We start from the raw sequence: 25,311 nt of genomic DNA on the forward strand, positions 1-25,311 counted from the left end.
CTTACAGGATGAATACAGAAAACGTATGGAAGTCCGGTTTGCAGGCGGCGAAGCTTTTGAGCGGCAGCCGCCTGCAGATCGTATTTTTATTAAAAAAAGAGCCGATGTCCGAAAAACAGTTGGCGGGATATATGGACGAAGACGAGCAGGGCGTGGGGACAGAGCTTTGTGTGCTGCAGGCTGTCGGGCTGGTGTCCGCAGAAAAAGAGGGCACGGCGGCAATCGTTGTGTCCGCAGACGGAAAGCCGGGAGGAATGGAAGACTTGTCGGATACCGATGTATTCGGGATGCTTCAGGAGAGAGCCCATCGGACAGACGATGTTCGTTTCCATTTGACAGAGCTTGGCGAGGAGTTGCTGCCGCTGTGCAGGGAACTGGAACGTTTTGGACGTTTGTATGAGGCTGCGAAAGACCTGGTCCCGGAGCTTATGGGTGGGAACGATATCCCCTGGGCAGAATCTGACGGGACTGCAGCAGGCAGCACAGATGCAGGTTCACCACAAAATACGGAAGACGATTTTAACAATCTGCCTGCGAAAAAAGTTTCTGCAAAGGACAGGCACGGTTTTTATCAGGCGGACAATGCGTTTGTTTTTTTCAATCCGCACTGTGAATTTGAGGACTGGTATTTTTATGGCGAAACCGCAGGGGAGATGACAGAGCTGTACCTGATTACGGATCCGGAATATCAGCTGTTTATGGCGGCATTGAAAAACACCGGTTCTGCGCCAAAAGATCAGGCGATGTTAAAGCTTCACTTTTCACAAAAAACAGCTGATTTAAACTGGGAAGAGGAGATTGCCTATCAGTTGGCGGAGGACACGCTGATCGGGATTGCAGTTCCGATGGAGTGAAGGGAAAGAGACGGCAGTTCATGCTCTGGAAGCGGAGAAGGTTTCATGCAGAGTTGACGTGCTATGTCAAATTGTCCAGAAGAATGTTAAGAGAACTGGAAAGATGCTGAATTTTGATTGAATTTATTGTGCAAAGTATCAATTATGCTTCCTCGAAAAATGCATTATAATGTCAAAAGAGAATATGAGAGGAGGGAACGAAAATGGCACCGCATATATTGGCAGTTCTGATTTTCGTAGTGATGTTTGTCCTGATTGTCATGGACAAAATCGAGCGGCAGTATGTGTCCCTTGGCTGTGGACTTTTGATGATCGTACTGGTGTTTGGACTGGGCATGCACAGTAAGGATGCGATTGTGGAAACGCTGAATGTGAAAAGCATCTTTCAGGCAAGCTTCTGGTACACGGCAGCGGAAGGAGAGGCATCTTCATCCGGAATTAACTGGTCTACCATCATTTTCATTTTAGGCATGATGATCATGGTAGAGGGAATGGGAAAGGCAGGATTTTTCCGCTGGCTCTGTCTGGAGATCGCAAAGCTGGTAAAATATCGCACGATTCCGGTATTTATCACGTTTATGCTGATGTCTTTTGTACTGGCGATGTTCATCGACAGTATTACGGTCATCCTGTTTTTGGCGGCAGTTACGCTGGAGCTGGCGCAGACGCTCAAGTGTAATCCGGTTCCGATTATTCTGTCGGAAATTTTCTGTGCGAACCTTGGCGGTTCAGCAACGATGTGTGGAGACCCGCCCAACATTATCATCGGCACATCCCTGGGATATACCTTCGGTGAATTTATTTCCAACACCGGCTTTATCGCTCTGATATCGCTTATTGTCATCGTGATTTATTTTTACTTATGCTTCCATAAGGAACTGGCCGGACAGGGTGCAGCGGTTCAGATTACTTCTTATCCCGATCCGAAAGAAGCGATTACAGATAAAGGTGAGTTTGCAAAGAGCTGTGTCATTTTCCTGCTGGCAGTTGTCCTTTTGGTAACCCATGCGCAGACGGGGCTGACCGTTGCGTTTATCGGTACGTTTATTGCGATTTTGACACTTGTGACACAGTATAAGGATGCAAAAGAGCTGCTTTCCAAAGTAGACTATAAGACGCTTTTATTCTTTATTGGTCTGTTTGTTGTAGTCGGCGGATTGGAGCAGACGGGCGTACTGGAAGAAATCGCCGGTCTGATCAGTAAATTGAGCGGCTCCAACGGCATGCTGATGTGCGCGATTATTCTCTGGATATCCGCAATTGCAAGTGCATTTGTTGACAATATTCCGTTTGCTGCGACGATGATTCCGGTCATCCAGACGCTGTCGGCGCTGCAGGGCATAGATTTGACTACGCTGGCGTGGACACTTTCCATGGGAACAGATATCGGCGGCAGCGCAACACCGATTGGCGCATCTGCAAACGTTGTTGGAATTTCCGTCGCGACCAAGCAAGGCTATCCGATTGGATGGGGATATTACTGTAAATATGCGGCACCTGCGACGATCATTGTCATTTCGATTTCGATGGTTTGCATTTTCCTGAGATATTTCTAAAAACAGAATCCTGTTTTGCCGGAGGGAGTTTTTTGCCTGCGGCAAAACTGAATTCTCCGAAACGAAAAATATAAGGGGTAACGGAGGGGTATGTGTATGAAGAAACAGCTGATTATTTCTGTAGGACGGGAATTTGGAAGCGGCGGTCATGTGATTGCGGAGACTCTGGCAAAAAGGTTTGATCTGCCTTTGTACGACAGCAATATTCTGGAATCGATTGCGCAGGAGAGAAACGTAGACGCCAAAACGCTGCACCGTTATGATGAAGTGCCCAGAAACATCCTGTTTTCCAGAAGGGTAAGGGAGTATTCGACCTCTGCAGAAGAAAATATCGCGCAGATGCAGTTCGAGTATCTGAAGAAAAAAGCAGATGAAGGAGAATCCTTTGTCGTTGTAGGACGCTGTTCGGAGACAAAACTTGCAGGAACCCCGGGATTGATCACGATTTTCGTGCTGGGCGATATTCCGGTCAAGACTGCGCGTATTATGAAGCTTCACAACCTGACGGAGAAAGAAGCGAAGAATATGATCGAAAAGCAGGATCGCCAGCGTAAGATGTACCACAACTATTACGTAAAGGGAAAATGGGGAGATTCCCGTAATTATGATCTGAGCATCAACAGCAGCCGGATGGGGATTGAAAAGACGGCTGATTTCCTGGAAAGTTATATTAGAGAGCGGATCGCAGAATCCGTTCAAGAAGCCTGAGACGATCTGAAAAACGTCCGGTAGAATGCAGATGGGAAAATTCCCAAGGCATTTTGCCGGACGTTTTTATTTACGCGTGCAACGAGCCAAAGTCCGTGCTTGCACGAGACCTTGGCGACTGCCGCGATAACTTGAGAAACTCGCGGAGCGTGTTTCTCATAGTTCATGACAATAGAAGATCCGCGAAACGTGTATTCTATTGTTTTGTTTTTTTTCGAGCCTTTTGCTTTACTGCATCCTTTAGGGTAACAGCATTTCCACGGACGGAAATATTGCCCATGCTGCGTAAGAAGCTGGACAGGCGGCTGTAGCCGTAATCCTTTAGGTCAAAGTCCGGATGCTTCTTTTTCAGGCAGTCGTAAATGACAGAGAGATTATCCACACTGCCGCCGCTTTTCTCGATGAGATCCGTTACTTCCTTCTGCATTTCGGAAACATTGTTTATTTCGCGGACTTTCACATAATAAGAGGAATTTTCTTTCACCAGCTCGAGCTTGGCGCATTTGTCCTGAATAAATGTCAAGAGCTTGGTATATCCGTAGTTGCGGACATCGAAATCGGTGAATTTGCTGTTTAAACGGCTGCCGATTTCTCCCATATAGGTGAGTTTCCCCTTGTTTTCATTATCGTTGATGACAGAAATGATGGCTTCTTCGATATCGGCGATCGGGGTGACTGCATTCGCTTTGACGCTGCGGTCGGAGGAAAAGTCTTCATGCAGTTCGGCGGTCTGACTTTCGGAAAGGGTAACACTTGCTTCAAAAATCAGATTCAGATGGATGAATTTGTTGCACGCTTTTGTGAGGGCGGCAGGGGTTTTGGATTCTCCCATACCAATCACGTACATATTGGCTTCCCGCAGGCGCATGGCGAGCCGGGTAAAATCGCTGTCGCTGGTGACGAGACAGAAACCGTCTACATTGCCGGAATAGAGGATGTCCATCGCGTCGATGACCATCGTCATGTCGGAAGAATTTTTGCCCGAGGTATAGTTAAACTGCTGAATCGGTGTGATGGAATTCTCCAGAAGAATATTTTCACTCCAGCCGTTATTTTTTGTCCAGTTACCGTAGATGCGGCGATAAGTGGCAAAGCCGTAGGTTTCGATTTCATTAAAAATGATAGATGCATATCTGGAACTGACGTTTTCTGAATCGATCAGTACTGCGATCTGCATTTTGGATTCATTCTGGTCCATGTATGACACTCCCGTTTTTCTTTCAGTATAACTCGTCCGGAGGTGTTTTGCAAAGGAGTTTTCTGTATCCTTTTTAAAACGATAGATTTTGCTGTTTTCCTGCAAATTTTCGATTTTGAAATGCAAGTTATCCCTTTTCAGAGAAGAGCAAATCAGATATAATAAACATAAGCTGTAAAACGAAAAAGGAATACAAAAGAGCAGCGAAAGGGAGATTTTGATATGGAGACATCACTTTTTCAGATCAGGCAGAGAGAAAGTTTTGGGTTTTCCGCAGAGAATCCAACAGGAACCAGAGAAGGCGGCACGCATGCAAAGGACTGCGAAAAATTGCGTCCCTGTATCGATATTGAGCCGGGAGAAACGGTTGTTTTATGCGATACCGACGGACCGGGTATGATTACGCATATCTGGTTTACCGGCTATGTGGGACATTCCTTTGTGATGAGAATCTATTGGGATAATGAGGAGTTCCCTTCGGTAGAAGCACCGATTTCCGCATTTTTCGGATGTGCTTATGATGAGAATTTCAAGGACAGGGATGGAAAGTATGTTGTATTGAACGCTGCGACGATGCTGACTGCACCGGGACGCGGCTATAACAGCTACTGGGAGATGCCTTTTTACAAGCATTGTAAAATTACAATGGAAAACAGAGGAGAGCAGAAGCAGACGCTGTTTTATATGATTTCCGGCTGGCACGGGGAAATTCCGGAGGACAGCGGATATTTCCATGCAGTTTACAGACAGGAGCATCCGGTGCAGAAAGGACGTTCCTATACTGTGCTGGACAACGTTGAGGGTCCCGGAATGTTTGCCGGTGTTTGTTTTTCCTCCGGCATGAATGGCAACAACACCTGCTGGGTAGAAGGCGAGATCAAGATGTATATTGATGGTGCGAAATACCCTTCCATGAATTATACCGGTACGGAGGATTATTTCTGCGGATCTTACGGATTCGGAAATGATATTATTTTGAACAAATATCAGACCTTCTCCGGATTGTATACCGGATTATATGCGATCCTTGGCGATAACGAAGAGTTTTACAACCAGCAGCAGCGCTTTTTGCTTTACCGCTTCCATGTAAAAGATCCGGTTTATTTTTCGAAGAGTTTTAAGATGACAATGGACAACCTTGGCTGGACAGGACCGAGATACGATGATTATACCTCTGTGGCGTTCTGGTATCAGCAAAAGCCCGGAAAACTGCCGTTTGAGCTTCCTGCAGATGCAGAGATGGTGATGAAGTAAACTCTGACTGATTTTGGAACGTAGTGGACAGCAAACAATAGAATGCACGCCTGCGAGCATTCTATTGTCATGAACAAAAAAGAGCGAACCATTCTGCACCTTGCAGTGGTTCGCTCTTTTCTTGTACACTTTTACAAATAAGATTCCCGCTTGTTGTATTTTTCCAGAATTGTACGGATCTTCTCGGTAGGAGTCAGGACGTTGGACATGGAAACATCGTGGTTCATGAAGTCGATGATTGATGCCAGGAACTTGCTCATGTCCGCTTCGATGTAGTAAGGGCGGGAGAGCAGCTCGGGAATCTGGTAGGTGAGGTTGGTGGTGATTACCTTGTCGAACCATCCCTTTTCATAGGCTTCATCGAATGCAGCCATGCCGTCTGTGAACAGGCCGAAGGTCGTACAGATGAATACACGTCTTGCATTCATTTCCTTTAACTGACGGGCGGTATCAAGCATACTTCCGCCGGAGGAAATCATATCATCGACGATCACAATATCCTTGCCGTCAATATTATCTCCTAAGAATTCATGTGCAACGATGGGATTTTTGCCATTTACGATCACGGAGTAATCGCGGCGCTTATAGAACATACCGATGTTGACACCGAGCACATTTGCAAAATAAGTGGTACGGTCGAGTGCACCTTCATCCGGGCTGATAACCATCATATGATCCTTATCGATGATGAGATCCGGCACGTTGTCGAGCAGGGCACGCATGAACTGATACGGAGGGGTAAAGTTATCGAAGCCGCACAGAGGGGTTGCGTTCTGTACTCTGGGGTCGTGCGCATCGAAGGTGATAAAGTTGGTAACGCCCATTTCAGCGAGCTCTGTCAGTGCATAGGCACAGTCCAAAGATTCACGGCCGCTTCTTTTGTGCTGACGGCCTTCATACAGGAAGGGCATAATGACATTGATTCTCTTTGCCTTACCTTCTACGGCAGCAATCATTCTTTTTAAGTCCTGATAATGGTCATCGGGAGACATATGGTTGGTATAGCCGTTTAAAGAATAGGTCAGGCTATGGTTGCAGACATCGACCAGAAGATAGAGGTCGGTACCGCGGACGGATTCGTGTAGTTCACCCTTGCCTTCCCCACTGCCGAAACGTGGGCAGCTGGCGTCAACCAGATAGTTGTTTTCGATATAGCCGCGGAATGCAGGATCGTCATGTACGGTCTTGCGCATATTTCTGCGGAATGTTACGAGATAATCATTGACATTTCTGCCGAGCTTCTCTGCGGAGTTTAACGCAATGATTTTCAGAGGGCCAACGGGAAGTGCATTTTCCAGTTCGCGTAAATTAGGCATTTGATTTTCCTCCATTATATCCTGATGGAATTCATCAGACAGTACATTTACCTTTCATTTATATCATCCGCCTGTTGGCGCGTCAAGAAATTTCTCGTGACAGAGCGGGATTTTTCTAGTAAAATAGGAAGGTACAGGAATTGGATTCAAAAAAAGAAGAATTTCCGATCAGAAAGCATGCAGGAGTAGGATAGTTCATGAAGAAGCAAAAAGGGCATTTGATTAAAACTGTAAAACCGGACAGCATCGCAGAGGAGATGGGGATAGAACCCGGAGATCGCCTGCTGGAGATCAACGGTGAAACGGTAGAAGATATTTTTGATTATCAATATATGATCGAGGAAGAGTATGTGGAGGTGCTGATCGCCAAGCCGTCCGGGGAAGAATGGCTGTTGGAGATCGATAAGGATTACGCGGAGGATCTGGGGGTCGAGTTTGAAAACGGACTGATGGACGATTACCGTTCCTGCAGCAACAAATGTATTTTCTGTTTCATCGACCAGATGCCGAAGGGAATGCGGGAAACACTGTATTTTAAAGATGATGATTCGCGTCTTTCCTTTTTGCAGGGCAACTATGTGACGCTGACAAACATGTCTGACAAGGATGTGGAACGTGTGATCAAATATCATATGTCTCCGATCAATATTTCCTTTCAGACCACAAATCCGGAGCTGCGCTGCATGATGCTGCACAACCGTTTTGCAGGCGACGCGCTCAAAAAGGTTGATCGCTTTTACGAGGCGGGCATCGAGATGAACGGTCAGATCGTTTTATGTAAGGGAGTCAACGACGGTGCAGAGCTGGAACGCAGCATTTCCGACATGTCGAAATATTTGCCGCATCTGCGCAGTGTGTCGGTTGTGCCGGTTGGACTGTCGAAATACCGGGAGGGGCTGTATCCTCTGGAGCCCTTTACAAAAGAAGAGGCGCAGCAGGTGCTTGCGACGATCCACAAATGGCAGGAAAAGCTTTTTCCAGAGTACGGTCTGCATTTTATCCATGCCAGCGACGAATGGTATATCCTGGCGGAAGAGGAGATTCCGGACGAGGATAACTACGATGGGTATCTGCAGCTGGAAAATGGTGTCGGCATGATACGGCTTTTGCTGGAGGAATTTGAAGATTCCCTGCGGCAGCTTCGGAAAAGCGGCGCGATGGAGCGCTGGAATCACAGAAAGCGGGAAATTTCTACAGTAACCGGCAGAATTGTCGCACCTTATATCGAACGGATGGCGAGACGGATGGAGGAAGAATTTCCGGGGCTCTGCGTCCATGTGCATCCGATCCGCAACGACTTTTTTGGGGAACGGATTACGGTAACAGGGCTTTTAACCGGACAGGATATCATGGCGCAGTTAAAGGGCGAGCATCTGGGCGAAGAGCTGCTGCTGCCGATCAACGTCCTTCGAAGCGGCGAAAGGGTGCTGTTGGACGACTATACGGTTGAGGATATTTCCAGCGCTTTACAAGTACCCGTGAATATTGTAAAATCAAGCGGATATGATTTTACGGAAAGTTTGCTGGGCAAATTTTAACCCCAGTCTGGAAACTGCAGCTGCGCAGTTTAGAAAAATCAGCGCATTGCCAAAGGACAGGCGGGAGAAATGTTGTCCGTTATAAGGAAAGGAGCATATATGGCAAGAAAAAGAAAGCCAATCGTTGCAGTAGTTGGCAGACCCAATGTCGGAAAATCGACACTGTTCAACGCACTGGCGGGAGAGATGATCTCCATCGTAAAGGATACACCGGGCATTACAAGAGACCGTATTTATGCGGACATTTCGTGGTTGGATAAAAATTTTACCCTGATTGATACCGGCGGTATCGAGCCGGATTCCGGGGACATCATTTTGTCCCAGATGCGGGAGCAGGCACAGATCGCCATCGACACAGCGGACGTGATTCTGTTTATGGTAGATGTCAAGCAGGGATTGGTGGATGCAGATTCCAAGGTAGCGGATATGCTGCGCCGTTCCCACAAGCCGGTGGTTTTGGTGGTCAACAAAGTAGACAGCTTCCAGAAATACATGGCGGATGTCTATGAGTTTTATAATTTGGGGATCGGTGATCCGTGGCCGATCTCTGCGGCAAACCGGATGGGGATCGGCGATATGCTGGACGAAGTTGTACGTCATTTCCCTGAAGATGCAGAGATGGAAGAGGAGGATGATCGTCCGAAAATTGCGATTGTCGGAAAACCGAATGTCGGCAAATCGTCCATTATTAACCGCTTGATCGGTGAAAACCGGGTGATCGTTTCCAATATTGCAGGTACAACGCGGGATGCGGTGGATACCGAGGTAGTGCATAACGGAAAAGAGTACATCTTCATTGATACGGCAGGTCTTCGACGCAAAAATAAAATTAAAGAAGAGCTGGAGCGTTATATGATCGTTCGCACCGTCAGCGCGGTAGAGCGCGCCGATGTCGTCGTGCTTGTCATCGATGCGGAAGAGGGCGTGACCGAGCAGGATGCCAAGATTGCCGGAATTGCTCATGAGCGGGGCAAGGGCATGATCATTGCGGTCAACAAGTGGGACGCCATCGAGAAAAATGATAAGACGATTTATCGTTTCCAGGAAAAGATCCGAAACACCCTTTCTTTTATGCCGTATGCAGAGATTATTTTCATTTCTGCACTGACCGGGCAGCGTCTGCCCAAGCTGTTTGAGACGATCGACGCAGTCATTGAGAACCATGCGCTGAGGGTTGCAACGGGCGTATTGAATGAAATTATGGCGGAAGCGGTTGCATTGCAGCAGCCTCCGACGGACAAGGGAAAGCGTCTGCGGCTGTATTACATTACGCAGGTATCGGTAAAGCCTCCGACATTTGTTATTTTCGTCAACGATAAAGAGCTGATGCACTTCTCGTATACGAGATATATAGAAAATAAAATCCGCGAGGCGTTTGGGTTCCGCGGAACACCTCTGAAATTTATTATCAGAGAGAGGAAGGAGAATAACGAATGATGGAACGTCTGGTCTGTGTAGCCATCGGCTATCTGTTCGGTCTGTTTCAGACTGCCTATATTTATGGAAAGCTGCATGGAATTGATATCCGCAATTACGGAAGCGGCAATGCGGGAACGACAAATACGCTGCGCGTGCTCGGTACAAAGGCAGGATTGATCGTACTGGCAGGAGATATTTTAAAATGTATCCTGGCAATCGCAGCAGTGCGCTTGTTGTTTGCAGGCGGTGTGCATGAGGATATGTATTATCTGCTTGCGATGTATGCGGCACTCGGTGCGATTCTGGGACACGACTATCCGTTTTATTTAGGCTTTAAGGGCGGCAAGGGCATTGCTGCGACAGCAGGCCTGATCCTGGCGATCCATCCGGCATTTATCCCAATGGGTGTGATCCTGTTTTTCGGTACCTTCCTGCTGACGCATTATGTTTCCCTCGGTTCCCTGTTGGTTTATGCAGGATTCCTGATCGAAATGGTGATTATGGGACAGATGGATCTGTTTTCCATGCCGGTCGGACACCGGACTGAGATGTATGTGATCGCGGCGTTTCTGACGGCAATGGCGTATTGGAAGCACCGGGAGAATATCAAACGTCTGCTTTCCGGTACAGAACGCAAGACCTATCTTTTTAAGAAAAATAAAGAAGCGCTGAACTAAGAAACAAAGCAGATATAAATTAGAGTAGGATGGTAAAAACTATGGCAAAAATCGGTATGATCGGTGCAGGCAGTTGGGGCACTGCGTTGACCTGGCTTTTGACAAATAACGGACATCAGGTAACGGTCTGGAGCGCACTTGCAGATGAGATTACGATGCTGCAGGAAAAGCATGAACAGACCTCCAAGCTGCCGGGAGTCATTCTGGATGACAGTGTGGTATTCACGACAGATTTAAAGGCTGCTGTGGAGGGGATGGATCTGCTCGTTTTGGCAGTTCCGTCCCCGTTTACCAGAAGCACGGCGCATCAGTTAAAGGATGTGGCAGCACAGAGACAGATCATCGTAAACGTTGCAAAGGGCGTGGAAGAAAACACGCTGATGACGCTTTCTCAGATCATTGAAGAAGAGGTTCCGCAGGCGGAGGTGGCAGTACTTTCCGGTCCATCCCATGCAGAAGAGGTGGGCAAGGGAATCCCTACGACGATCGTTGTCGGTTCTAAGAAAAAAGAAATTGCGGAAAAAATCCAGAGCATTTTTATGAACCCGGTATTCCGCGTGTATACAAGCCCGGATGTGCTTGGTATCGAGCTGGGTGCAGCGCTTAAAAATGTCGTTGCGCTGGCAGCGGGCGTTGCAGACGGCTTAGGATACGGCGATAACACCAAGGCTGCACTGATTACGCGAGGTATCACGGAAATTGCACGCCTGGGCACTGCGATGGGCGGACGCCGTGAGACGTTCTTTGGACTGAGCGGAATCGGCGACCTGATTGTAACCTGTGCCAGCATGCATTCGCGAAACCGGCGCGCAGGCATCCTGATCGGAAAAGGATACACGATGGAAGAGGCCATGAACGAAGTCAAGATGGTCGTTGAGGGCGTGTATTCTGCAAAGGCAGCACTTGGACTTGCGAGAAAATATGAGATATCTATGCCGATCATCGAGCAGGTCAATCTGGTGCTGTTCGGCGGAAAGCCCGCAAAGGAAGCAGTGGCAGATTTGATGCTGCGGGATAAAAAAGTAGAAATCTCCGATACAGAGTGGGAATGAAGCAAAAAAAGAGAGCCGGGAGGCTCAATGTCATTAAGTTAAGAATTTTGACATAATTATAAAACACATCATATTTGCAATTGTTTGATAAATATGATGTGTTTTTTCTTTTGTCTATTTTGCAGCACAACAAAAAGACAGATTGTTTATCTGTCAAAAAAAACTTATAATTATCTATGATTAAGCCACTCTATATAGAAAGCTTACAGATGCCTGGGGTTTGACTTTGCGATGGTCTTTTCGACCAGGTCTTACTGGTAATACATGCTTTTCTATTAGGTTAATCACATCAGGTGGACTAAGATTGCGTTTATTACGGAGATATTCTCTACAAATATAAATGGCGATTGTAAAGTTCACCTGTTTTGTTTTATCATTGTTTTTCATTTGTCTTATTACATGTGTTGTTATTAATTCACAATAGTTATACAAAAGTAATCGCGCATATATTTCTTGTTTAATAAAATCTGGTTTTCGTGCATGGAAACTTGTTAATCCTATGGCATATTTTAATTCTCTGAATGAAGTTTCTATTCCCCATCTCAAATGATAGATTTCCTTTATTTTTTTTACATCAAAAATATTTCTATCAAGATTTGTAATTATTATTTCATAAGAATTAGACCCTATAGGAAATCTAATAATACGAAATGATAATTCGTATGTTTTATCACTTTTTCGTGGAAGATAATCAAACACTTGATTTACAGGCATCCACTTATAGCCTGCATTTTTTGTGGTCTTTGTATTTTTCCTCGAAAAAATCTGAGTGATATCTATATCAAACTCATCATTTGGAGGAAGATTTAACCCAGATGCAATTCCATTACTATTTTTATCTTTGACACGTATAGCGAATTTCCATCCTTTTTCAATTGCATGTGCAAAAATGTTATAGTTTTCATATCCTCTATCAGCAACAAGAATAACATTCTCTAGTTTCGATCTGTCAATCATTGTTGCACATGCTCTAAACTCGTTACAATCTGCTGCTGTTTGCACTAAAACATCGGTGTATATACGATTCAAAACATCATAAAAGACGTTTAGATGTAGTTTATTAACAATTGAACCATGCTGATTACGTTCCCAAAAAGTTTCTGGATCCTTTTGATTGGTTGCAATGGTCAAGTTACTTCCATCACATGCAATTAAACGATAACCATGATAATTATTATTAGTTGGAAGGTTGTCATCCGTAAAAGATTTAAACAAATATTCAAAAGCCTCTGGAAGTACTTTTGAACGTTGTTGCGTAAATGCTGACACAGACGGAGTATTTTTGTTAAAATCAAAGAAATCAAGTAGTTCTTTACTCATAGTAGCTCCACCCGAATTCATCATGATTCCTATAAAAGTTTTGAAATCAATTTTCCGTTTTCGAGAGAAATCGACATTGGGGTTTCGAAGAAATAAACATGGATTGTTAGCTAATTCCGAAATATGATTCTTTAGAGAATTTGAAACTTGATTAATATAATTGCTCATATGCGTTACCTCCTTGCAATCAAGATGTTCTTAATTACAAGGGCCGCTTTCGCTACCTCATTATCATTCAATAGCGAAAGCGGCCGCACATTTCGAATCATATGTCAAGCATTTATTACAAAATAAAAAGACCCTAGCATCATCTCTGATGCTAAGATCTTGATTGGTCATCTTAACTTAATGACATTGCCGGGAGGCTCTCTTTTTTTGCGCTACTTTCGAATTTCCGCAGGAAATTTGAAAGGTTCTATCTAAAAGAGAGCCGGAGGCTCTCTTTTTTTGCGCTACTTCTGAATTCCCGTTAGGGAATTTAGAAGGTTCCTTCTTATCGGATCGCTTCTACGATCGTGCGTGTTGTCTTAGGCTTGTTCATGGAATAAATATGGATGCCGTCTGCACCGTGCTGCTTTAAGTCGAGGATCTGGCGGATCGCATAATCGATACCGGCTTTTCTCATGTCTTCCGGGTTTTCTCCGTAAGTTGCAATGATGTCGGCAAGCTCTTTCGGAACGGAAGAGCCGGAGAGGGTTACCGTCGTACCGAGCTGCTTTGCGGAAGTGATCGGCATGATGCCTGCGCAGACGGGAAGCGTAATGCCTGCATGGTTTTTCTTTTCCAGGAAACGGTAGAAGCTGTCATTTTCAAAGAACAGCTGAGTGATCAAAAACTCTGCACCAGCTTCCTGTTTTTCTTTCAGGTAAGCAATATCGCTGTCAAGGCTTTCTGCTTCGAAATGCTTTTCAGGATAGCATGCGCCTGCAACTTCCAGATCGGTATGCTCCTTTAAGAAGCGGGTCAGGTCGGAAGCATGGGCAAAAGCACGGTTTTCAAACTGTGTATCATCCATCCAGGTCGGTCGGTCACCGCGAAGTGCCAGTACATGGGAAAGACCCGCCTGCTTCATGTCATCGGTAACGGCGAGAATGTCCTCTTTGGAGGAGCCGACGCAGGTCATATGGGCAATTGCCGGGATGTGGAGACTGTTCTGGATGAAGGAAGCCAGCTCCACCGTGCGTTTGGAGCGGCTGCCGCCTGCGCCGTAGGTTACGCTGATAAAATCCGGCTGCAGCTCGGAAAGCTGCTGCAGAACGTTCTGTGCGTTTGCAAATTCGTCATCCTTCTTGGGAGGAAATACCTCAAAGGAAAGGGTTTGTTTCTGGGAAAATAAATCTTTAATCATAGGTAAGAAATCCTTTTCTGTAGTATGCATCAAACAAACCTGGGTTCAGGAACTGCTTGATTTTGAATCTTAAATATCGTACCATGAACTTAGCTGTAATTCAAGCTTGGTATGAGCAAAAATGAATGGAGGATAGTGAGAAAAATAAGCGTGATCGCGTATTTTTCTCACAGCTATTTGTGCCGCAGGCGTCACAAAGTAGCTAGGATCGCAGAGCAGAACTGAAACTTCTGCTCGTGGTTCCTTCGGCGCAAAGCGCCTGCGGAATGGAGGATAGTATGAAGCTGGAAACATTGATGAGTATCAAAGAACGCAGAAGCGTGCGTTCTTACCGTAAAGAACAGATTTCTTCGGAAGAACTGAATGCAGTTCTGGAGGCTGGAACTTATGCGGCGTCCGGGATGGGACGTCAGCCGGCGAAGATGGTTGTGGTTCAGGAGCCTGAATTGATTGCAAAGCTTTCCAAAATGAACGGGGCGGTTATGGGAGCAGATTCCGATCCGTTTTATGGAGCGCCTACTGTAGTGATCGTTTTTGCAGATACAAATGCCGGGACATGGCTGCAGGACGGTTCGCTCGTGATGGGCAATCTGATGCTTGCTGCTTATGCAGTCGGGCTTGGCTCCTGCTGGATCAACCGCGCAAAGGAGATGTTTGAAAGCGCAGAAGGCAAAGCACTGATGAAAGAATGGGGAATTGCAGATACCTATGCTGGCGTTGCCTGCTGTATCTTGGGCTATGCGGACGGTCCGCTGCCGGAGGCAAAGCCGAGAAAGAGCGATTACATCGTACGAGTGTAAGAAGAGAACAGCCCCGGTTCTTATCTGGAACGATAGGAACTGGGGCTGATTTTGTAATAGTTGCGGAAGCAGGCGCCGCAGCCGATACGGTGCCTGTTTTAAAAGAAGGGAAAGTCTGTGGCATCGAACTGATGAAAATCTTTTTAGAAAAAGAAAGTACAGAAATGTCAAACAGCCTGTATAATAGAGCAGAAGTGGATGAAACACAAAATTACAGAGGGAGAAACGGAATGGTAAAATTTTTACGGGAGGCGGCCCATGTTGTGCCGTCGAAGCGCCAGCTGGACTGGTATGCGCTGGAAAGCTATGCGTTTATTCATTTTGGGGTAAATACCTTTACGAACCGGGAATGGGGAGAGGGAACCGAACCGGAATCGATTTTTAATCCGAAAAAGCTGGACTGCGATCAGTGGGTGGAAGCGATCAAGGCAGCAGGCATGAAGGGAATGGTGCTGACTGCAAAGCATCACGACGGCTTCTGTCTTTGGCCTTCCAAATATACGGAGCATTCCGTGAAAAACAGCCCGTGCAAAAAAGACGTTGTCCGGGAAGCTGCCGAAGCATGTAAAAGGGGCGGCATCAAGTTCGGATTTTATTTGTCTCCGTGGGATCGGAACGCTTCCTGCTACGGGACACCGGAATATAACGACTATTTTTGCAACCAGCTGACGGAGCTTCTGACAGAGTACGGCGACATCTTTTATGTCTGGTTTGACAACGCCTGCGGAGAAGGTCTAAACGGCAGAAAACAGGTATACGATTTTCCTCGTTATATTGAGCTGATCCGGAAATATCAGCCCAATGCGGTTATTTTTAACGATTTCGGACCGGACATCCGGTGGTGCGGCAACGAAGCCGGTAAACCGAGACATTCCGAATGGGCGGTCATCCCGTCCGAACTGTGTCATTTGGGCAGGGTGCAGACGGGTCCCGGACCGATGGCGGAGGAAGGAAGCCTTTCCTGGATTTACAATACCGAACAGGAGTTAGGCACGATGCCGAATATTCTCTACACGAAGGGTCTGACCTTTACGCCTACGGAGATCAATATGTCTATCCGTCCGGGCTGGTTCTGGCATCTGGAAGAGGAGCCTCACTCCCTGGAACGCCTGTTTACTACCTATCTGGGAAGCGTCGGGTCGAATGCGTGTATGCACCTGAATTTGCCGCCTAACACAGACGGACGGATTGATGAGCGGGACGTAAAGCGTCTCAAAGAGTTCGGCGCGCTGCTGCAAGAAGAGTTCGGCACTGAGCTGGATGTCAAAATCCGGGAAGAGGAAAGTCCCAAAACGCAGAAGGTCTATACGATTTCCTTAAAGCAACCCACCGACCAGATCCGCTATGTTTCGCTGCGGGAAGATCTGACCAAGGGTCAGCGCGTAGAGGGCTTTCGGATTACGGCGCAGTCCGGCAGCGGCAATCAGTATCCGCTGTATCAGGGCACTGTCATCGGAAACCGCAAAATCTGCCAGCTGCAGAATCCCTTCGGCGAGCAGAACCCGCTGATCAACGACATGGAAGACCGCATCTGTCAGATTCAGGTACAGATCACTGCGGCGAGGGATGAAGTATTCTTAAAAGACATTAAAATCTATTAAGAAAACAGCAGATAGACTTCGCCAGATCAAGGAGGAATACAGGTTTAATTCTGTGAGATAAGATGCCACGAAAAAGAGCTGCCGTATGGCAGCTCTTTGATGTTATCCCAGCACCTTCTGGAATGCCTCCCAGGCAACGCAGAACGCCTTTTCCGTGTTGTTTTCGGTGCGAATCGCAGCGTTGTGTTCTAATGCTGCAAGACCGCTGAAATTGGCTAAATGCGGCTCGAGGCTTAAAAAGCCGTGATAGCCGGAAGCGTCGAGCTTTTGGAAAATTTCCGGCAGATGTCCGTCGCCTGTGCCTGCCGGAACGACTTCGCCGGTAGCAAAGAGCGCGTCCTTGACGTGGACATAGGAAATATAGGGGGAGAGCATTTCATAAGCCTCTAACGGATCCTGACCGCACTGGATAAAGTTCGCAAAGTCGAACGTGCAGGAGAAGTGCTTTCCTGCAAACTGCTGCATCAGGTCGAGGCAGCGGGACGCGTTGTCGCCGTAAATACCTTTTTCATTTTCATGCAGTAGGGTGATATTGTTATGCGCAGCCTCTGCAATCATCGCCTCCGTCCGGAAAAGCACCTCGGAGCGGCAGTCTGCCGCAGCATAGTTTTCCGGGATATAGAAGCTGAACATACGGATATAGGGCGTTTCGAAGATGTCTGCCATCTGTTCCGTATGGGAAAGCTTCTGCAGGTGCGCATCGAAATCATCGTCAATTCCGATTTTGCCGATCGGAGAGCCGATGGCGGAAATGCGGATATTTGCCTGATCGAGCTTTTTCTTTACCTCTTTTGCAAAATCCATCGTAAAATCGGATACATTTATGCCGTCTGCGCTGCGCAGCTCGACGTAGGAAATGCCGATCCGTGAAAGCACTTCGATCTGGCGGTCTAAGGATTCCGCGATTTCGTCAGCAAAGCAGCTGACCGGGCAGGAAGAGAGCAGTTTATGTTGTGTGTTCATGACGGGTTACCTCGTTGTTTTTTGTTGTGTGGGGCGGAGAGACAGCGTGCATTCTATTGTTCGATGAGTGTTACACTGTGTCCGCTGCGGGCGGACTCATACGTTCCAAGCATCAGGCGGATGCTCGGCTCCATTGTTTCCAGGTTTAAGTTAAAGCGTCGGTTGGCGTGCAGTGACTGATAGAAATCCGAAATGCATGCGGTGTGTCCGGTGCCCCAGTAACTCTTGCCGATCGGGGTCAGCGTTTCGATGGAAAGCTGATAAGGCGCAGCGTCTTTGGGATATACCGTGACGTGCGGGTCTTCCACCCGGATTGTCATGTTTTCGCAGGCAATTTCGATCAGCGGTGCGACATCTGCGCAGTAGGAGGTCGTCGCATAGAAGCTTGCATGGACGCCGTTAAAGTCAATATAGGCTTCGAGCGTATCCTCGACTTCTATTACGTCTTTTAAATGGTGGTTGGTCATCGTCGCATCGACCGCAGTCGGGTCGCCGAGCAAAAAGCAGAGCAGATCCTGTGTGTGGACGGACTGGTTGATCAAAACGCCGCCGCCCTCGGTTTTTAAGCTGCCTCTCCAGCCGCTTTCGGTATAATAAGCTGCGCCTCTGCACCAGGTTACGAACGCGCGTGCGCCGAGGACTTTTCCGGCTTTGCCGGAGTCGATCAGATCCTTTGCCGCGCGGATGCTGGCGTTATAGCGGTTCTGATAACAGAAGCCAAGTTGGGCGTCAGATTTTGCAGCAGCTTTTTTCAGCTCTTCGAGCTGGTCAAAAGAGATCGCAGGCGGCTTCTCCATAAAGACGTTGATATTTTGTTCCAGGGCATAAATCGTCATTGGAACGTGCAGATAGTGCGGCGTGCAGATATGCAGGACATCCGGTTTTTCTGCATCAAGCATGCTTTCGAGGGACGGATAGGGCTTGGTATGGAAATTTTCCGCATAAGTCTGCGCTTTTTCGGGTTTGATATCGGCGGCAGCGACAAATTCCGTATCAATGCCGGAGGTCAGGACGCTGCCGTGTACGGCGGCGATACCACCGCAGCCAACCAGACAGGTTTTCATGCCTTTACGCCTCCTTTGTCGGTATTGTCTGAAACCTTGCTTCCATAGCTGTCAGAGGTATCGAACGTCACTTCGGTCACTTCGGTTTTGACTTTGGAGGCTTTGCGGTGCTCGTTTAATTTTTCGAGGAAAAGCGCTTCGTCGATCGGCAGGGTAACCGTCTGGTCTGTCCAGGAGGAAAGATGCATCGCATTGGAAAGCTCCAGACCTCGGATCCCCTCGGTCCCGTCTGCAACGAGCGGTTCGCCGCGCAGGATCGCGCCTGCAAAAGCGTTCAATACGCCGACATGCTGCGGATTTTTGCCGTCCAGTTCGATTGTGACCTCATGTCCGGCGGGCTGTTCGAAGCCGCCTGTTGCCGTAAAGCAGAAGTCACGTTCGCTCTGTTCGAGCTCGAAGAACGTCAGTTTGTCATGCTCTGCTACGAGTTTTCCGCGTTCCAAAGTGATTTCAAAACGGTTCGTGCCGGGAGCATCTGCCGTGGTCGTGACGAAAACGCCGGTTGCGCCATTCGGGAATTCGAGATAAGCGGTTACGTCGTCCTCGACCTCGATCTGGTGCCATTTTCCGTTGTGGCAGAAGGCGCGGACGCGGCAGGGAAGTCCACAGATCCACTGCAGGAGGTCTAAGTTGTGCGGGCACTGATTTAACAGCACGCCGCCGCCTTCGCCGTCCCAGGTTGCGCGCCAGCCGCCGGAGTTATAGTAAGCCTGTGTGCGGTACCAGTCGGTGATGATCCAGTTGACGCGCTTGATCTGACCGTATTTGCCGCTCTGTACCATTTCATGCATCTTTCTGTAAACGCAGTTGGTACGCTGGTTGAACATCATGCCGAACACTTTGCCGGAGCGGATGGCAGCTTCGTTCATTTCGCGAACCTGCTTGGTATAAACGCCTGCGGGCTTTTCACTCATGACATGAAGCCCGTGTTCGAATGCGAGGATCGCAAGACGCGGATGCTCGTAGTGGGGTGTTGCGATGATAACGGCGTCGCACAGACCGGATTCGATCAGCTGGTCGCCGTTTTCAAAAAGAACGACATCATCGGGCAGCGTCTCCTTTGCCCAGTCGCGTCTGGACTGCCGCAGGTCTGCAGCGGCGGTCAGTTTGAGTTCGGGCGTCAGACCGGCGAGGATGTTGTTGCAGTGGCCACTGCCCATATTTCCAAGTCCGATGATGCCAAGTTTTACCTGATTCATAAGTACCTCCTCTTGATACAGAAATTTCGGTAATGCAAAATTCGCCTGTGTCGATTCAGATTCGGCAGTAGGCATTTGCTGCCGGATGAAAGTCTGATTTAGCGGTAGCCAGCATTTGCCAGATTTTCATAGCTGGTCTTTAAGCAGTCGAAGGGGCTTTCCCCATAGCAGTCATCCTGCTCAACGAGCATATATTTGCAGTTGGAAACTTCCAGCGCATGGAAAATAGCGGAGAAGTTCAAGTTGCCTTCCATAACCGGAGCCATGACCGGCTGCCAGTTTTTTACCTTCATATCTTTTAAGTGGACGCAGGGAATCCGGTTGCTCATCTGCGAGATCCAGTCACAGACGTCCGCGCCTGCTGCCGCAACCCAGTAAGTATCGAGCGTGATTCCCATTTCATCCGGTGCAAAGCCCTCGAGGAGATATTCCAAAATCCGGCGGTTGGGCGCAGCATTTGGAAGATTTTCCGCGGCAAAAGTTTCGAACTCGAGGTTATGGTTGTGGTACATGAAAAGCTTTCCTGCCGCCGCGATTTTTTTCGCAGGCTCTTTAAAATCGGAAATAAAGTGGGAAAGCCACTCTTTGGTGCGGTATTTGTCCGGCATGCAGCCAAGACCGATATAGTCGCAGCCGAGGATATCGTGCTCTTTGATGAGCGCGTCGGTATCGTGCAGAATCCGTTCGGGATCGCTGTGGGTCAGGACAATGGAAATGCCCGCGCGGTCGCAAATTTCACGGATCTGCTCCGGCTTAATCTGTTTGGAAACGGCGGAAAGCTGGACGGCTTTATAACCGATGTCAGCGATTTTTTGAATGGTACAGGTAAAGTCTTCGATCGTCTGTGTGTAGCTGCGGACGGTGTAGAGCTGTGCCCCTGTCTGTAGCATGAGAAAGTTCCCCCTTTCAATGGTTGCTGTCTGAATATCATGCATTCCTATGATATCCCCATTATAGCAAAAAGACGATTGTAAGAGAAGTTGGCTATATTGTAAAAGTTGCGATTTCGTGCTAGTTTTGTGGTAAAAGAATTTGATGTATTACAGAAAGGACGCCTTATGAAAAAAGAATTAGAGAGCAGATTTGTCACGCGCCAATACATGCTGGCGCAGGATTTTGAAGTTTATTATTACAGCGATAGCGGGATGGCAGAGGTGCGGACGCATTCCCACGATTATTATGAATTTTATTTTTTCCTGGAAGGGGACGTCTGTATGAAGATCGGAGAGCGTTCCTATTTGCTCAAGTACGGAGATATCATCCTGATTCCGCCTCAGATTCCGCACTGTGCGATCATCCAGAATCCACATAAGCCGTACCGACGGTTTGTGTTCTGGATCAGCTGTAGTTATGCAGATCAGCTGCAAAAACAGTCAGACAGCTATGGGTATCTGATTGAGCGGGCGACAAAGCGTCAGGAATATGTGCTGCATCAGGAGGAGATCGCATTTCGGGAAACGCAGGCAAAGGTACTCCGGCTTTTAGAAGAGATGCGGCAGGACAGGTTTGGAAAGGATGCGAAGATTCCGCTCTGTATTGGTGAACTTGTGCTGCATTTAAATCGCGAGGCATACGCACAGGAGCACCCGATCCGGGAGCGGTCGATGCAGGGACTGTATGAAATGATGATGGATTATATAGAAGAGCATTTAAAAGAAAACCTTGATCTGAACGAGCTTTCGCGCATCTTTCATGTGAGCAAATATCATATTTCCCATGTGTTCAAGGATGAGACGGGGATTTCCGTACATCAGTATATTCTGAAAAAAAGGCTTGATGCCTGCAAAAGCGCCATCCGCAGCGGCGATAAGATCACGAGCGTCTACCCGGTGTTTGGATTTCGGGATTATTCCGCTTTTTACCGGGCATTTCGGAAGGAATATGGGATTTCCCCGAAAGAATATCGGGAGATGTTGGAGAAGCTGTAAGCGATGTCCGGAAGTGATTGAATTTCCGCAGGAAATTTAGAAGTAGCGCCCCAAAGTGGAACCTTTCAGATTTCCTGCGGAAATTTAGAAGTAGCGCCTTAAAGTGGAACCTTCTCAATTCCCATAGGGAATTGAGAAGTAGCGCAAAAAAGAGAGCCTTACGGCTCTCTTTTTTGCTTCATTCTCGACCATCCCAGCAGTAGGTGCAGAGCTTGTCTTTGTCCAGGCCAACAGATTCGATCATATCGTCGAGTCTGTGGTAGCGCAGGGTTGTGAACTTTAACTGACTGCAGATCCGGCGGATCATTTCCTGATACTGGTCGGATTCGGGGTCTGCATAAACTTCGAGGTTCGGATACTTATCGGTGCCCTCCATGTCCTGAATGACACGGCGGGTGATCAGATCCATCTCCGAAGAGGAACGGGAGAAGTTTAAGTATTTACAGCCATAGAGCAGGGGAGGACATGCGGGACGGATATGTACCTCTCTTGCACCGCTTTGGTATAAAAATTCAGTTGTTTCCCGCAGCTGTGTACCACGGACAATGGAGTCGTCAATCAACAGCAGGCTTCTGTTCTGAATCAGGTCATGAACCGGGATCAGCTTCATCTTTGCGATGAGGTTTCGGCGGCTCTGCATGGTCGGCATAAAGGAACGCGGCCAGGTAGGCGTATATTTGATGAACGGTCTGGAATAGGGAATACCGGATTCATTGGCGTAACCGATGGCATGTGCAACGCCGGAATCCGGTACGCCTGCGACGATATCGGGATGAATCGTGCCGGCATCTCTTTTTGCGAGGGCAGCGCCGCAGTTATAACGCATGCGCTCCACGCTGATACCTTCGTAGGTGGAAGAGGGATATCCATAATAAATCCAGAGGAATGTGCAGATTTTCATCTTTTTGCCTGGAGCGACCAGCGTGCGGACCCCTTCGGGAGTCATGATGACGATTTCTCCGGGACCGAGCTCCCGCAGTGGCTGATAGCCGAGGTTTAAATAGGAAAATCCTTCAAAAGCGAGACAGTGCGCACCTTCCTTGCGTCCGAGGGAAATCGGGGTACGTCCCAGCTTGTCGCGGGCTGCGTAGATTCCCTTGGGGGTTAAAAGGACGATCGACATGGAACCGTCGATGATATCCTGCGCGTACTGAATGCCCTCGATCAGGTTTTCTTTCTGGTTGATCAGAGCAGCAACGGCTTCGGTTGCGTTGATTTCACCGCCGCTCAATTCAAAGAAATGGGTCGGGGATGAGTTCATAATCTTATCGACGATCGTATCGATGTTGTTGATTTTGCCGATGGTCATGATTGCATATGTGCCATGGTGAGAGCGGATCAGCAGGGGCTGAGGCTCATAGTCGGAGATACAGCCGATTCCGAGATGTCCGCTTAAGTTGTTCAAGTCTTTGTCAAATTTGGTTCGGAAAGGAGTGTTTTCAATGTTGTGAATTGCCCGATGAAAACCTTCCTTTTGGTGATAAACCGTCATTCCGGCACGCCTTGTTCCCAGATGGGAATGATAGTCCGTTCCGAAAAACAGGTCAAAAATACAGTCTTCTTTTGATGCTACTCCAAAAAATCCGCTCATTTTCGTCCTCCGGTATAAAAAATTGTTTCAGGCCATACGCATTTTATTGTAGCACAGACATTTCAGAAGCACAATCACAAATGGGTCGAGTATGCAAAAGAAAGAAACATGGGAATCGATTTTAACCCAACTTTTTTCTCCCATGAAAAGGCAGCAAAGCTTACGCTATCCAGCCCGGACGAAGAAATTCGCCGGTTTTGGATTCGACACGGGCAGGCATGTATCCGCATTTCCCGGTATTTTGCAGAAGAACTGGGGCAGTCCTGTGTGATGAACATCTGGATTCCGGACGGCTATAAGGATATTCCGTAAGACCGACTCGGACCGCGGGCACGTTTTAAGGATTCGCTGGATCAGATTTTATCGATTCCGTATGACCGCTCCAAGGTTTATGTGTGCCTCGAGTCCAAGGTGTTTGGCATCGGCCTGGAATCCTATACGTTCGGTTCGAGCGAATTTTGCTTGAATTATGCGGCGAAAAACGGTATTATCAGCTTGATGGATAATGGACATTATCATCCGACCGAGGTGGTTTCGGACAAGCTTCAGACGATTACGCCAGAGGATTTTCGCGTGCTGGCAAAAGATTTTAAAGTGACATTACCGGAGAGATTTTTGTGTCAACTACCCACGACCTAAAGGTCATGGGCTTGTAACTGCCCAGTCGTACTAACGGCTTACACCTCCGACCTTTAATCCCCGATAGATATTGCTATCTAAAGTGGCGTTACATCATAGGGTGGTTGACAGCACCCTTTGTAGCAGAGTTTACTCTGTTACAACTGTATTAGGTACTTGGCTATCTGCAAGATAGTCTATTCCCATACGATACAGATTCATAGCTCCAATGCGGTCATCATTAGATTTGTAACCACAGTTTTTACAAGTAAACAGGTGTATCTTCTTATTGCGGTTAGACTTTTCAACGTGCCCACAACAAGGGCAACACTGACTTGTATAGCGAGGGTCTACCTTAATAACAGAAGACTGATTCTGTTTTGCTTTGTAGATTAGTTTTTGTTCAAGGTCATAGAAAGACCATGATACAGAAACATAACGGTCTTTTGTTTTAACACGTTCTGTAGCATTACGAATACCTGATAAATCTTCCAATACAAAGAGAGTGTGCTTGGGGTTATTTTTGACGAGTGCCTTTGATACCTGATGGTTAATATCCTGCATCCAACGGTTTTCTCGCCCACCAATAGCTTTTATTCTTCGTCTTGAAGATGAGGTCTGTCGCATTTGGAGTTCTTTACGAAGTTTGGAATAATTAGCACGTTTTTGCTTCATAGCCTTACCACTAACAAATCCAGACTTGTTTTTGCTGTCATAAGTGGCAATAACAAAGTTAATACCTCTATCTATACCCACAACATTACAGATGTCAGAAACATTACTTTCTTCGACATCGTAGGTTACTGGTATGTGAAGATAATACTTGCCATGCTTATTTACAAGTTTAGCTGTACCAAACTTATAAATCGTATGGTCGAAATACTTAGACATTCCGTCTGCAAAATAAGATAACTTCACACGACCGTTTAGCGTATTGATTGAAAAGCAGTTTTGTGTTAAGGAATAATCTCTGTTCCAAACCAAATCATACTGAGGCTTTTTGAACGAGGGTTTCATCCATTCGTTTTGATTCTCAAGAATGGTCTTATATCTGGCGATAACAGTCTTCAAAACAGACTGAGCCATTTGCGATTTAAGGTTAAAATTTTCTCGTAAAGTAGAATACAAAACCTTATTGAGCGAAAACTGCTTTAAGTCATGAGTACGGAATACATAGTCTGAAACATAATTGCAGGCATTACGATAAACAGACATAGTTTCATCAAGCAAAACTTTATCCGTTTCCGTTGCGACTATTTGAATTTTAGCTGTAATAGTTATCTGTTCCATAGATGTACTCCTTTCGT

At 47.2% G+C, this 25,311-nt stretch carries 21 protein-coding genes and 2 pseudogenes; 13 read left to right on the forward strand and 10 right to left on the reverse strand.

Annotation, left to right across the window (positions count from 1 at the left end):
• Nucleotides 1-8 precede the first annotated feature (8 nt).
• From ACLTOQ_RS05525 to ACLTOQ_RS05535, 3 genes are all read left to right on the forward strand, one after another.
• Nucleotides 9-854 carry a hypothetical protein gene (locus ACLTOQ_RS05525; RefSeq protein WP_412319010.1) on the forward strand — a complete coding sequence of 282 codons (846 nt, stop codon included), beginning with the start codon at nt 9-11 and terminating at the stop codon, nt 852-854.
• A gap of 203 nt (nt 855-1,057) precedes the next feature.
• Nucleotides 1,058-2,410: an SLC13 family permease gene (locus tag ACLTOQ_RS05530; protein WP_412319011.1), complete on the forward strand. Its 1,353-nt coding sequence runs from the start codon at nt 1,058-1,060 to the stop codon at nt 2,408-2,410.
• Nucleotides 2,411-2,506: 96 nt separating this feature from the next.
• Nucleotides 2,507-3,118, forward strand: a complete 612-nt coding sequence (locus tag ACLTOQ_RS05535) for an AAA family ATPase (RefSeq protein ID WP_021914556.1) — start codon at nt 2,507-2,509, stop codon at nt 3,116-3,118.
• Between the two features lie 196 nt (nt 3,119-3,314).
• Here ACLTOQ_RS05535 and ACLTOQ_RS05540 read toward each other — a convergent pair whose 3' ends face one another.
• The gene (locus ACLTOQ_RS05540; RefSeq protein ID WP_412319012.1) at nt 3,315-4,316 is read right to left on the reverse strand and encodes an NYN domain-containing protein; all 1,002 of its coding nucleotides are present in this window, start codon (nt 4,314-4,316) and stop codon (nt 3,315-3,317) included.
• Nucleotides 4,317-4,538: 222 nt separating this feature from the next.
• Between ACLTOQ_RS05540 and ACLTOQ_RS05545 the strand changes: the two genes are divergently transcribed.
• Entirely contained in the window at nt 4,539-5,570 is a 1,032-nt protein-coding gene (locus ACLTOQ_RS05545) for a glycoside hydrolase family 172 protein (protein ID WP_262584844.1), read from the forward strand.
• A 131-nt stretch (nt 5,571-5,701) separates the two neighbouring features.
• Here ACLTOQ_RS05545 and ACLTOQ_RS05550 read toward each other — a convergent pair whose 3' ends face one another.
• Entirely contained in the window at nt 5,702-6,886 is a 1,185-nt protein-coding gene (locus ACLTOQ_RS05550; RefSeq protein ID WP_021914553.1) for a ribose-phosphate pyrophosphokinase, read from the reverse strand.
• 197 nt (nt 6,887-7,083) lie between these two features.
• On the opposite strand from ACLTOQ_RS05550, the gene ACLTOQ_RS05555 reads away from it, so the two are divergent.
• The 4 genes from ACLTOQ_RS05555 to ACLTOQ_RS05570 all read left to right on the forward strand — a co-directional run bounded on the left by ACLTOQ_RS05555 (nt 7,084) and on the right by ACLTOQ_RS05570 (nt 11,572).
• Nucleotides 7,084-8,424, forward strand: coding sequence for a DUF512 domain-containing protein (locus ACLTOQ_RS05555; RefSeq protein ID WP_118497313.1), 1,341 nt, complete (start codon nt 7,084-7,086; stop codon nt 8,422-8,424).
• A gap of 99 nt (nt 8,425-8,523) precedes the next feature.
• A complete protein-coding gene (gene der, locus ACLTOQ_RS05560; RefSeq protein ID WP_117960080.1) occupies nt 8,524-9,861 on the forward strand; it encodes a ribosome biogenesis GTPase Der in 1,338 nt (445 codons plus the stop codon).
• Nucleotides 9,861-10,520, forward strand: a complete 660-nt coding sequence (gene plsY, locus ACLTOQ_RS05565) for a glycerol-3-phosphate 1-O-acyltransferase PlsY (protein ID WP_308727771.1) — start codon at nt 9,861-9,863, stop codon at nt 10,518-10,520. The genes der and plsY overlap by 1 nt, the downstream gene beginning before the upstream one ends.
• A gap of 41 nt (nt 10,521-10,561) precedes the next feature.
• Nucleotides 10,562-11,572 (forward strand): NAD(P)H-dependent glycerol-3-phosphate dehydrogenase, encoded by a 1,011-nt coding sequence (locus ACLTOQ_RS05570; protein WP_412319013.1) that lies wholly within the window; start codon nt 10,562-10,564, stop codon nt 11,570-11,572.
• A 180-nt stretch (nt 11,573-11,752) separates the two neighbouring features.
• On the opposite strand, the gene ACLTOQ_RS05575 is transcribed toward ACLTOQ_RS05570, so the two are convergent.
• Nucleotides 11,753-13,060 (reverse strand): IS4 family transposase, encoded by a 1,308-nt coding sequence (locus tag ACLTOQ_RS05575; protein WP_412319014.1) that lies wholly within the window; start codon nt 13,058-13,060, stop codon nt 11,753-11,755.
• Nucleotides 13,061-13,385: 325 nt separating this feature from the next.
• Nucleotides 13,386-14,240: a methylenetetrahydrofolate reductase [NAD(P)H] gene (gene metF / locus ACLTOQ_RS05580; RefSeq protein ID WP_412319015.1), complete on the reverse strand. Its 855-nt coding sequence runs from the start codon at nt 14,238-14,240 to the stop codon at nt 13,386-13,388.
• Between the two features lie 278 nt (nt 14,241-14,518).
• Between metF and ACLTOQ_RS05585 the strand changes: the two genes are divergently transcribed.
• Together ACLTOQ_RS05585 and ACLTOQ_RS05590 are read left to right on the forward strand one after the other, a co-directional pair.
• Nucleotides 14,519-15,040 carry a nitroreductase family protein gene (locus tag ACLTOQ_RS05585; RefSeq protein ID WP_412319016.1) on the forward strand — a complete coding sequence of 174 codons (522 nt, stop codon included), beginning with the start codon at nt 14,519-14,521 and terminating at the stop codon, nt 15,038-15,040.
• Between the two features lie 230 nt (nt 15,041-15,270).
• Entirely contained in the window at nt 15,271-16,641 is a 1,371-nt protein-coding gene (locus tag ACLTOQ_RS05590; RefSeq protein ID WP_412319017.1) for an alpha-L-fucosidase, read from the forward strand.
• A gap of 102 nt (nt 16,642-16,743) precedes the next feature.
• Here ACLTOQ_RS05590 and ACLTOQ_RS05595 read toward each other — a convergent pair whose 3' ends face one another.
• The 4 genes from ACLTOQ_RS05595 to ACLTOQ_RS05610 all read right to left on the reverse strand — a co-directional run bounded on the left by ACLTOQ_RS05595 (nt 16,744) and on the right by ACLTOQ_RS05610 (nt 20,757).
• Nucleotides 16,744-17,604 carry a sugar phosphate isomerase/epimerase family protein gene (locus tag ACLTOQ_RS05595; protein ID WP_412279605.1) on the reverse strand — a complete coding sequence of 287 codons (861 nt, stop codon included), beginning with the start codon at nt 17,602-17,604 and terminating at the stop codon, nt 16,744-16,746.
• 53 nt (nt 17,605-17,657) lie between these two features.
• Nucleotides 17,658-18,668: a Gfo/Idh/MocA family protein gene (locus ACLTOQ_RS05600; protein WP_412319018.1), complete on the reverse strand. Its 1,011-nt coding sequence runs from the start codon at nt 18,666-18,668 to the stop codon at nt 17,658-17,660.
• On the reverse strand, nt 18,665-19,867 hold the full coding sequence (locus ACLTOQ_RS05605) for a Gfo/Idh/MocA family oxidoreductase (RefSeq protein WP_337673669.1): 1,203 nt from the start codon (nt 19,865-19,867) through the stop codon (nt 18,665-18,667). The genes ACLTOQ_RS05600 and ACLTOQ_RS05605 overlap by 4 nt, the downstream gene beginning before the upstream one ends.
• Before the next feature lie 98 nt (nt 19,868-19,965).
• The gene (locus ACLTOQ_RS05610; protein ID WP_412319019.1) at nt 19,966-20,757 is read right to left on the reverse strand and encodes a sugar phosphate isomerase/epimerase family protein; all 792 of its coding nucleotides are present in this window, start codon (nt 20,755-20,757) and stop codon (nt 19,966-19,968) included.
• A 168-nt stretch (nt 20,758-20,925) separates the two neighbouring features.
• Between ACLTOQ_RS05610 and ACLTOQ_RS05615 the strand changes: the two genes are divergently transcribed.
• The gene (locus ACLTOQ_RS05615; RefSeq protein WP_412279601.1) at nt 20,926-21,795 is read left to right on the forward strand and encodes an AraC family transcriptional regulator; all 870 of its coding nucleotides are present in this window, start codon (nt 20,926-20,928) and stop codon (nt 21,793-21,795) included.
• A gap of 178 nt (nt 21,796-21,973) precedes the next feature.
• Here ACLTOQ_RS05615 and ACLTOQ_RS05620 read toward each other — a convergent pair whose 3' ends face one another.
• A complete protein-coding gene (locus ACLTOQ_RS05620; RefSeq protein WP_337562622.1) occupies nt 21,974-23,386 on the reverse strand; it encodes an amidophosphoribosyltransferase in 1,413 nt (470 codons plus the stop codon).
• 66 nt (nt 23,387-23,452) lie between these two features.
• Here ACLTOQ_RS05620 and ACLTOQ_RS05625 point away from each other — a divergent pair.
• Both ACLTOQ_RS05625 and ACLTOQ_RS05630 read left to right on the forward strand, forming a co-directional pair.
• A pseudogene (locus ACLTOQ_RS05625) lies at nt 23,453-23,941 on the forward strand (L-rhamnose isomerase); the annotation flags it as partial.
• Nucleotides 23,924-24,025 (forward strand): annotated as a pseudogene (locus tag ACLTOQ_RS05630) (rhamnulose-1-phosphate aldolase); the annotation flags it as partial. The pseudogenes ACLTOQ_RS05625 and ACLTOQ_RS05630, both read left to right, overlap by 18 nt.
• 129 nt (nt 24,026-24,154) lie before the next feature.
• Here ACLTOQ_RS05630 and ACLTOQ_RS05635 read toward each other — a convergent pair.
• Nucleotides 24,155-25,294, reverse strand: coding sequence for an RNA-guided endonuclease TnpB family protein (locus tag ACLTOQ_RS05635; protein WP_412319021.1), 1,140 nt, complete (start codon nt 25,292-25,294; stop codon nt 24,155-24,157).
• Nucleotides 25,295-25,311: the final 17 nt, after the last annotated feature.

The sequence above is a fragment of the Gallintestinimicrobium sp. genome (assembly GCF_046968865.1).
Classification (GTDB): Bacteria; Bacillota; Clostridia; order Lachnospirales; family Lachnospiraceae; genus Gallintestinimicrobium; species Gallintestinimicrobium propionicum.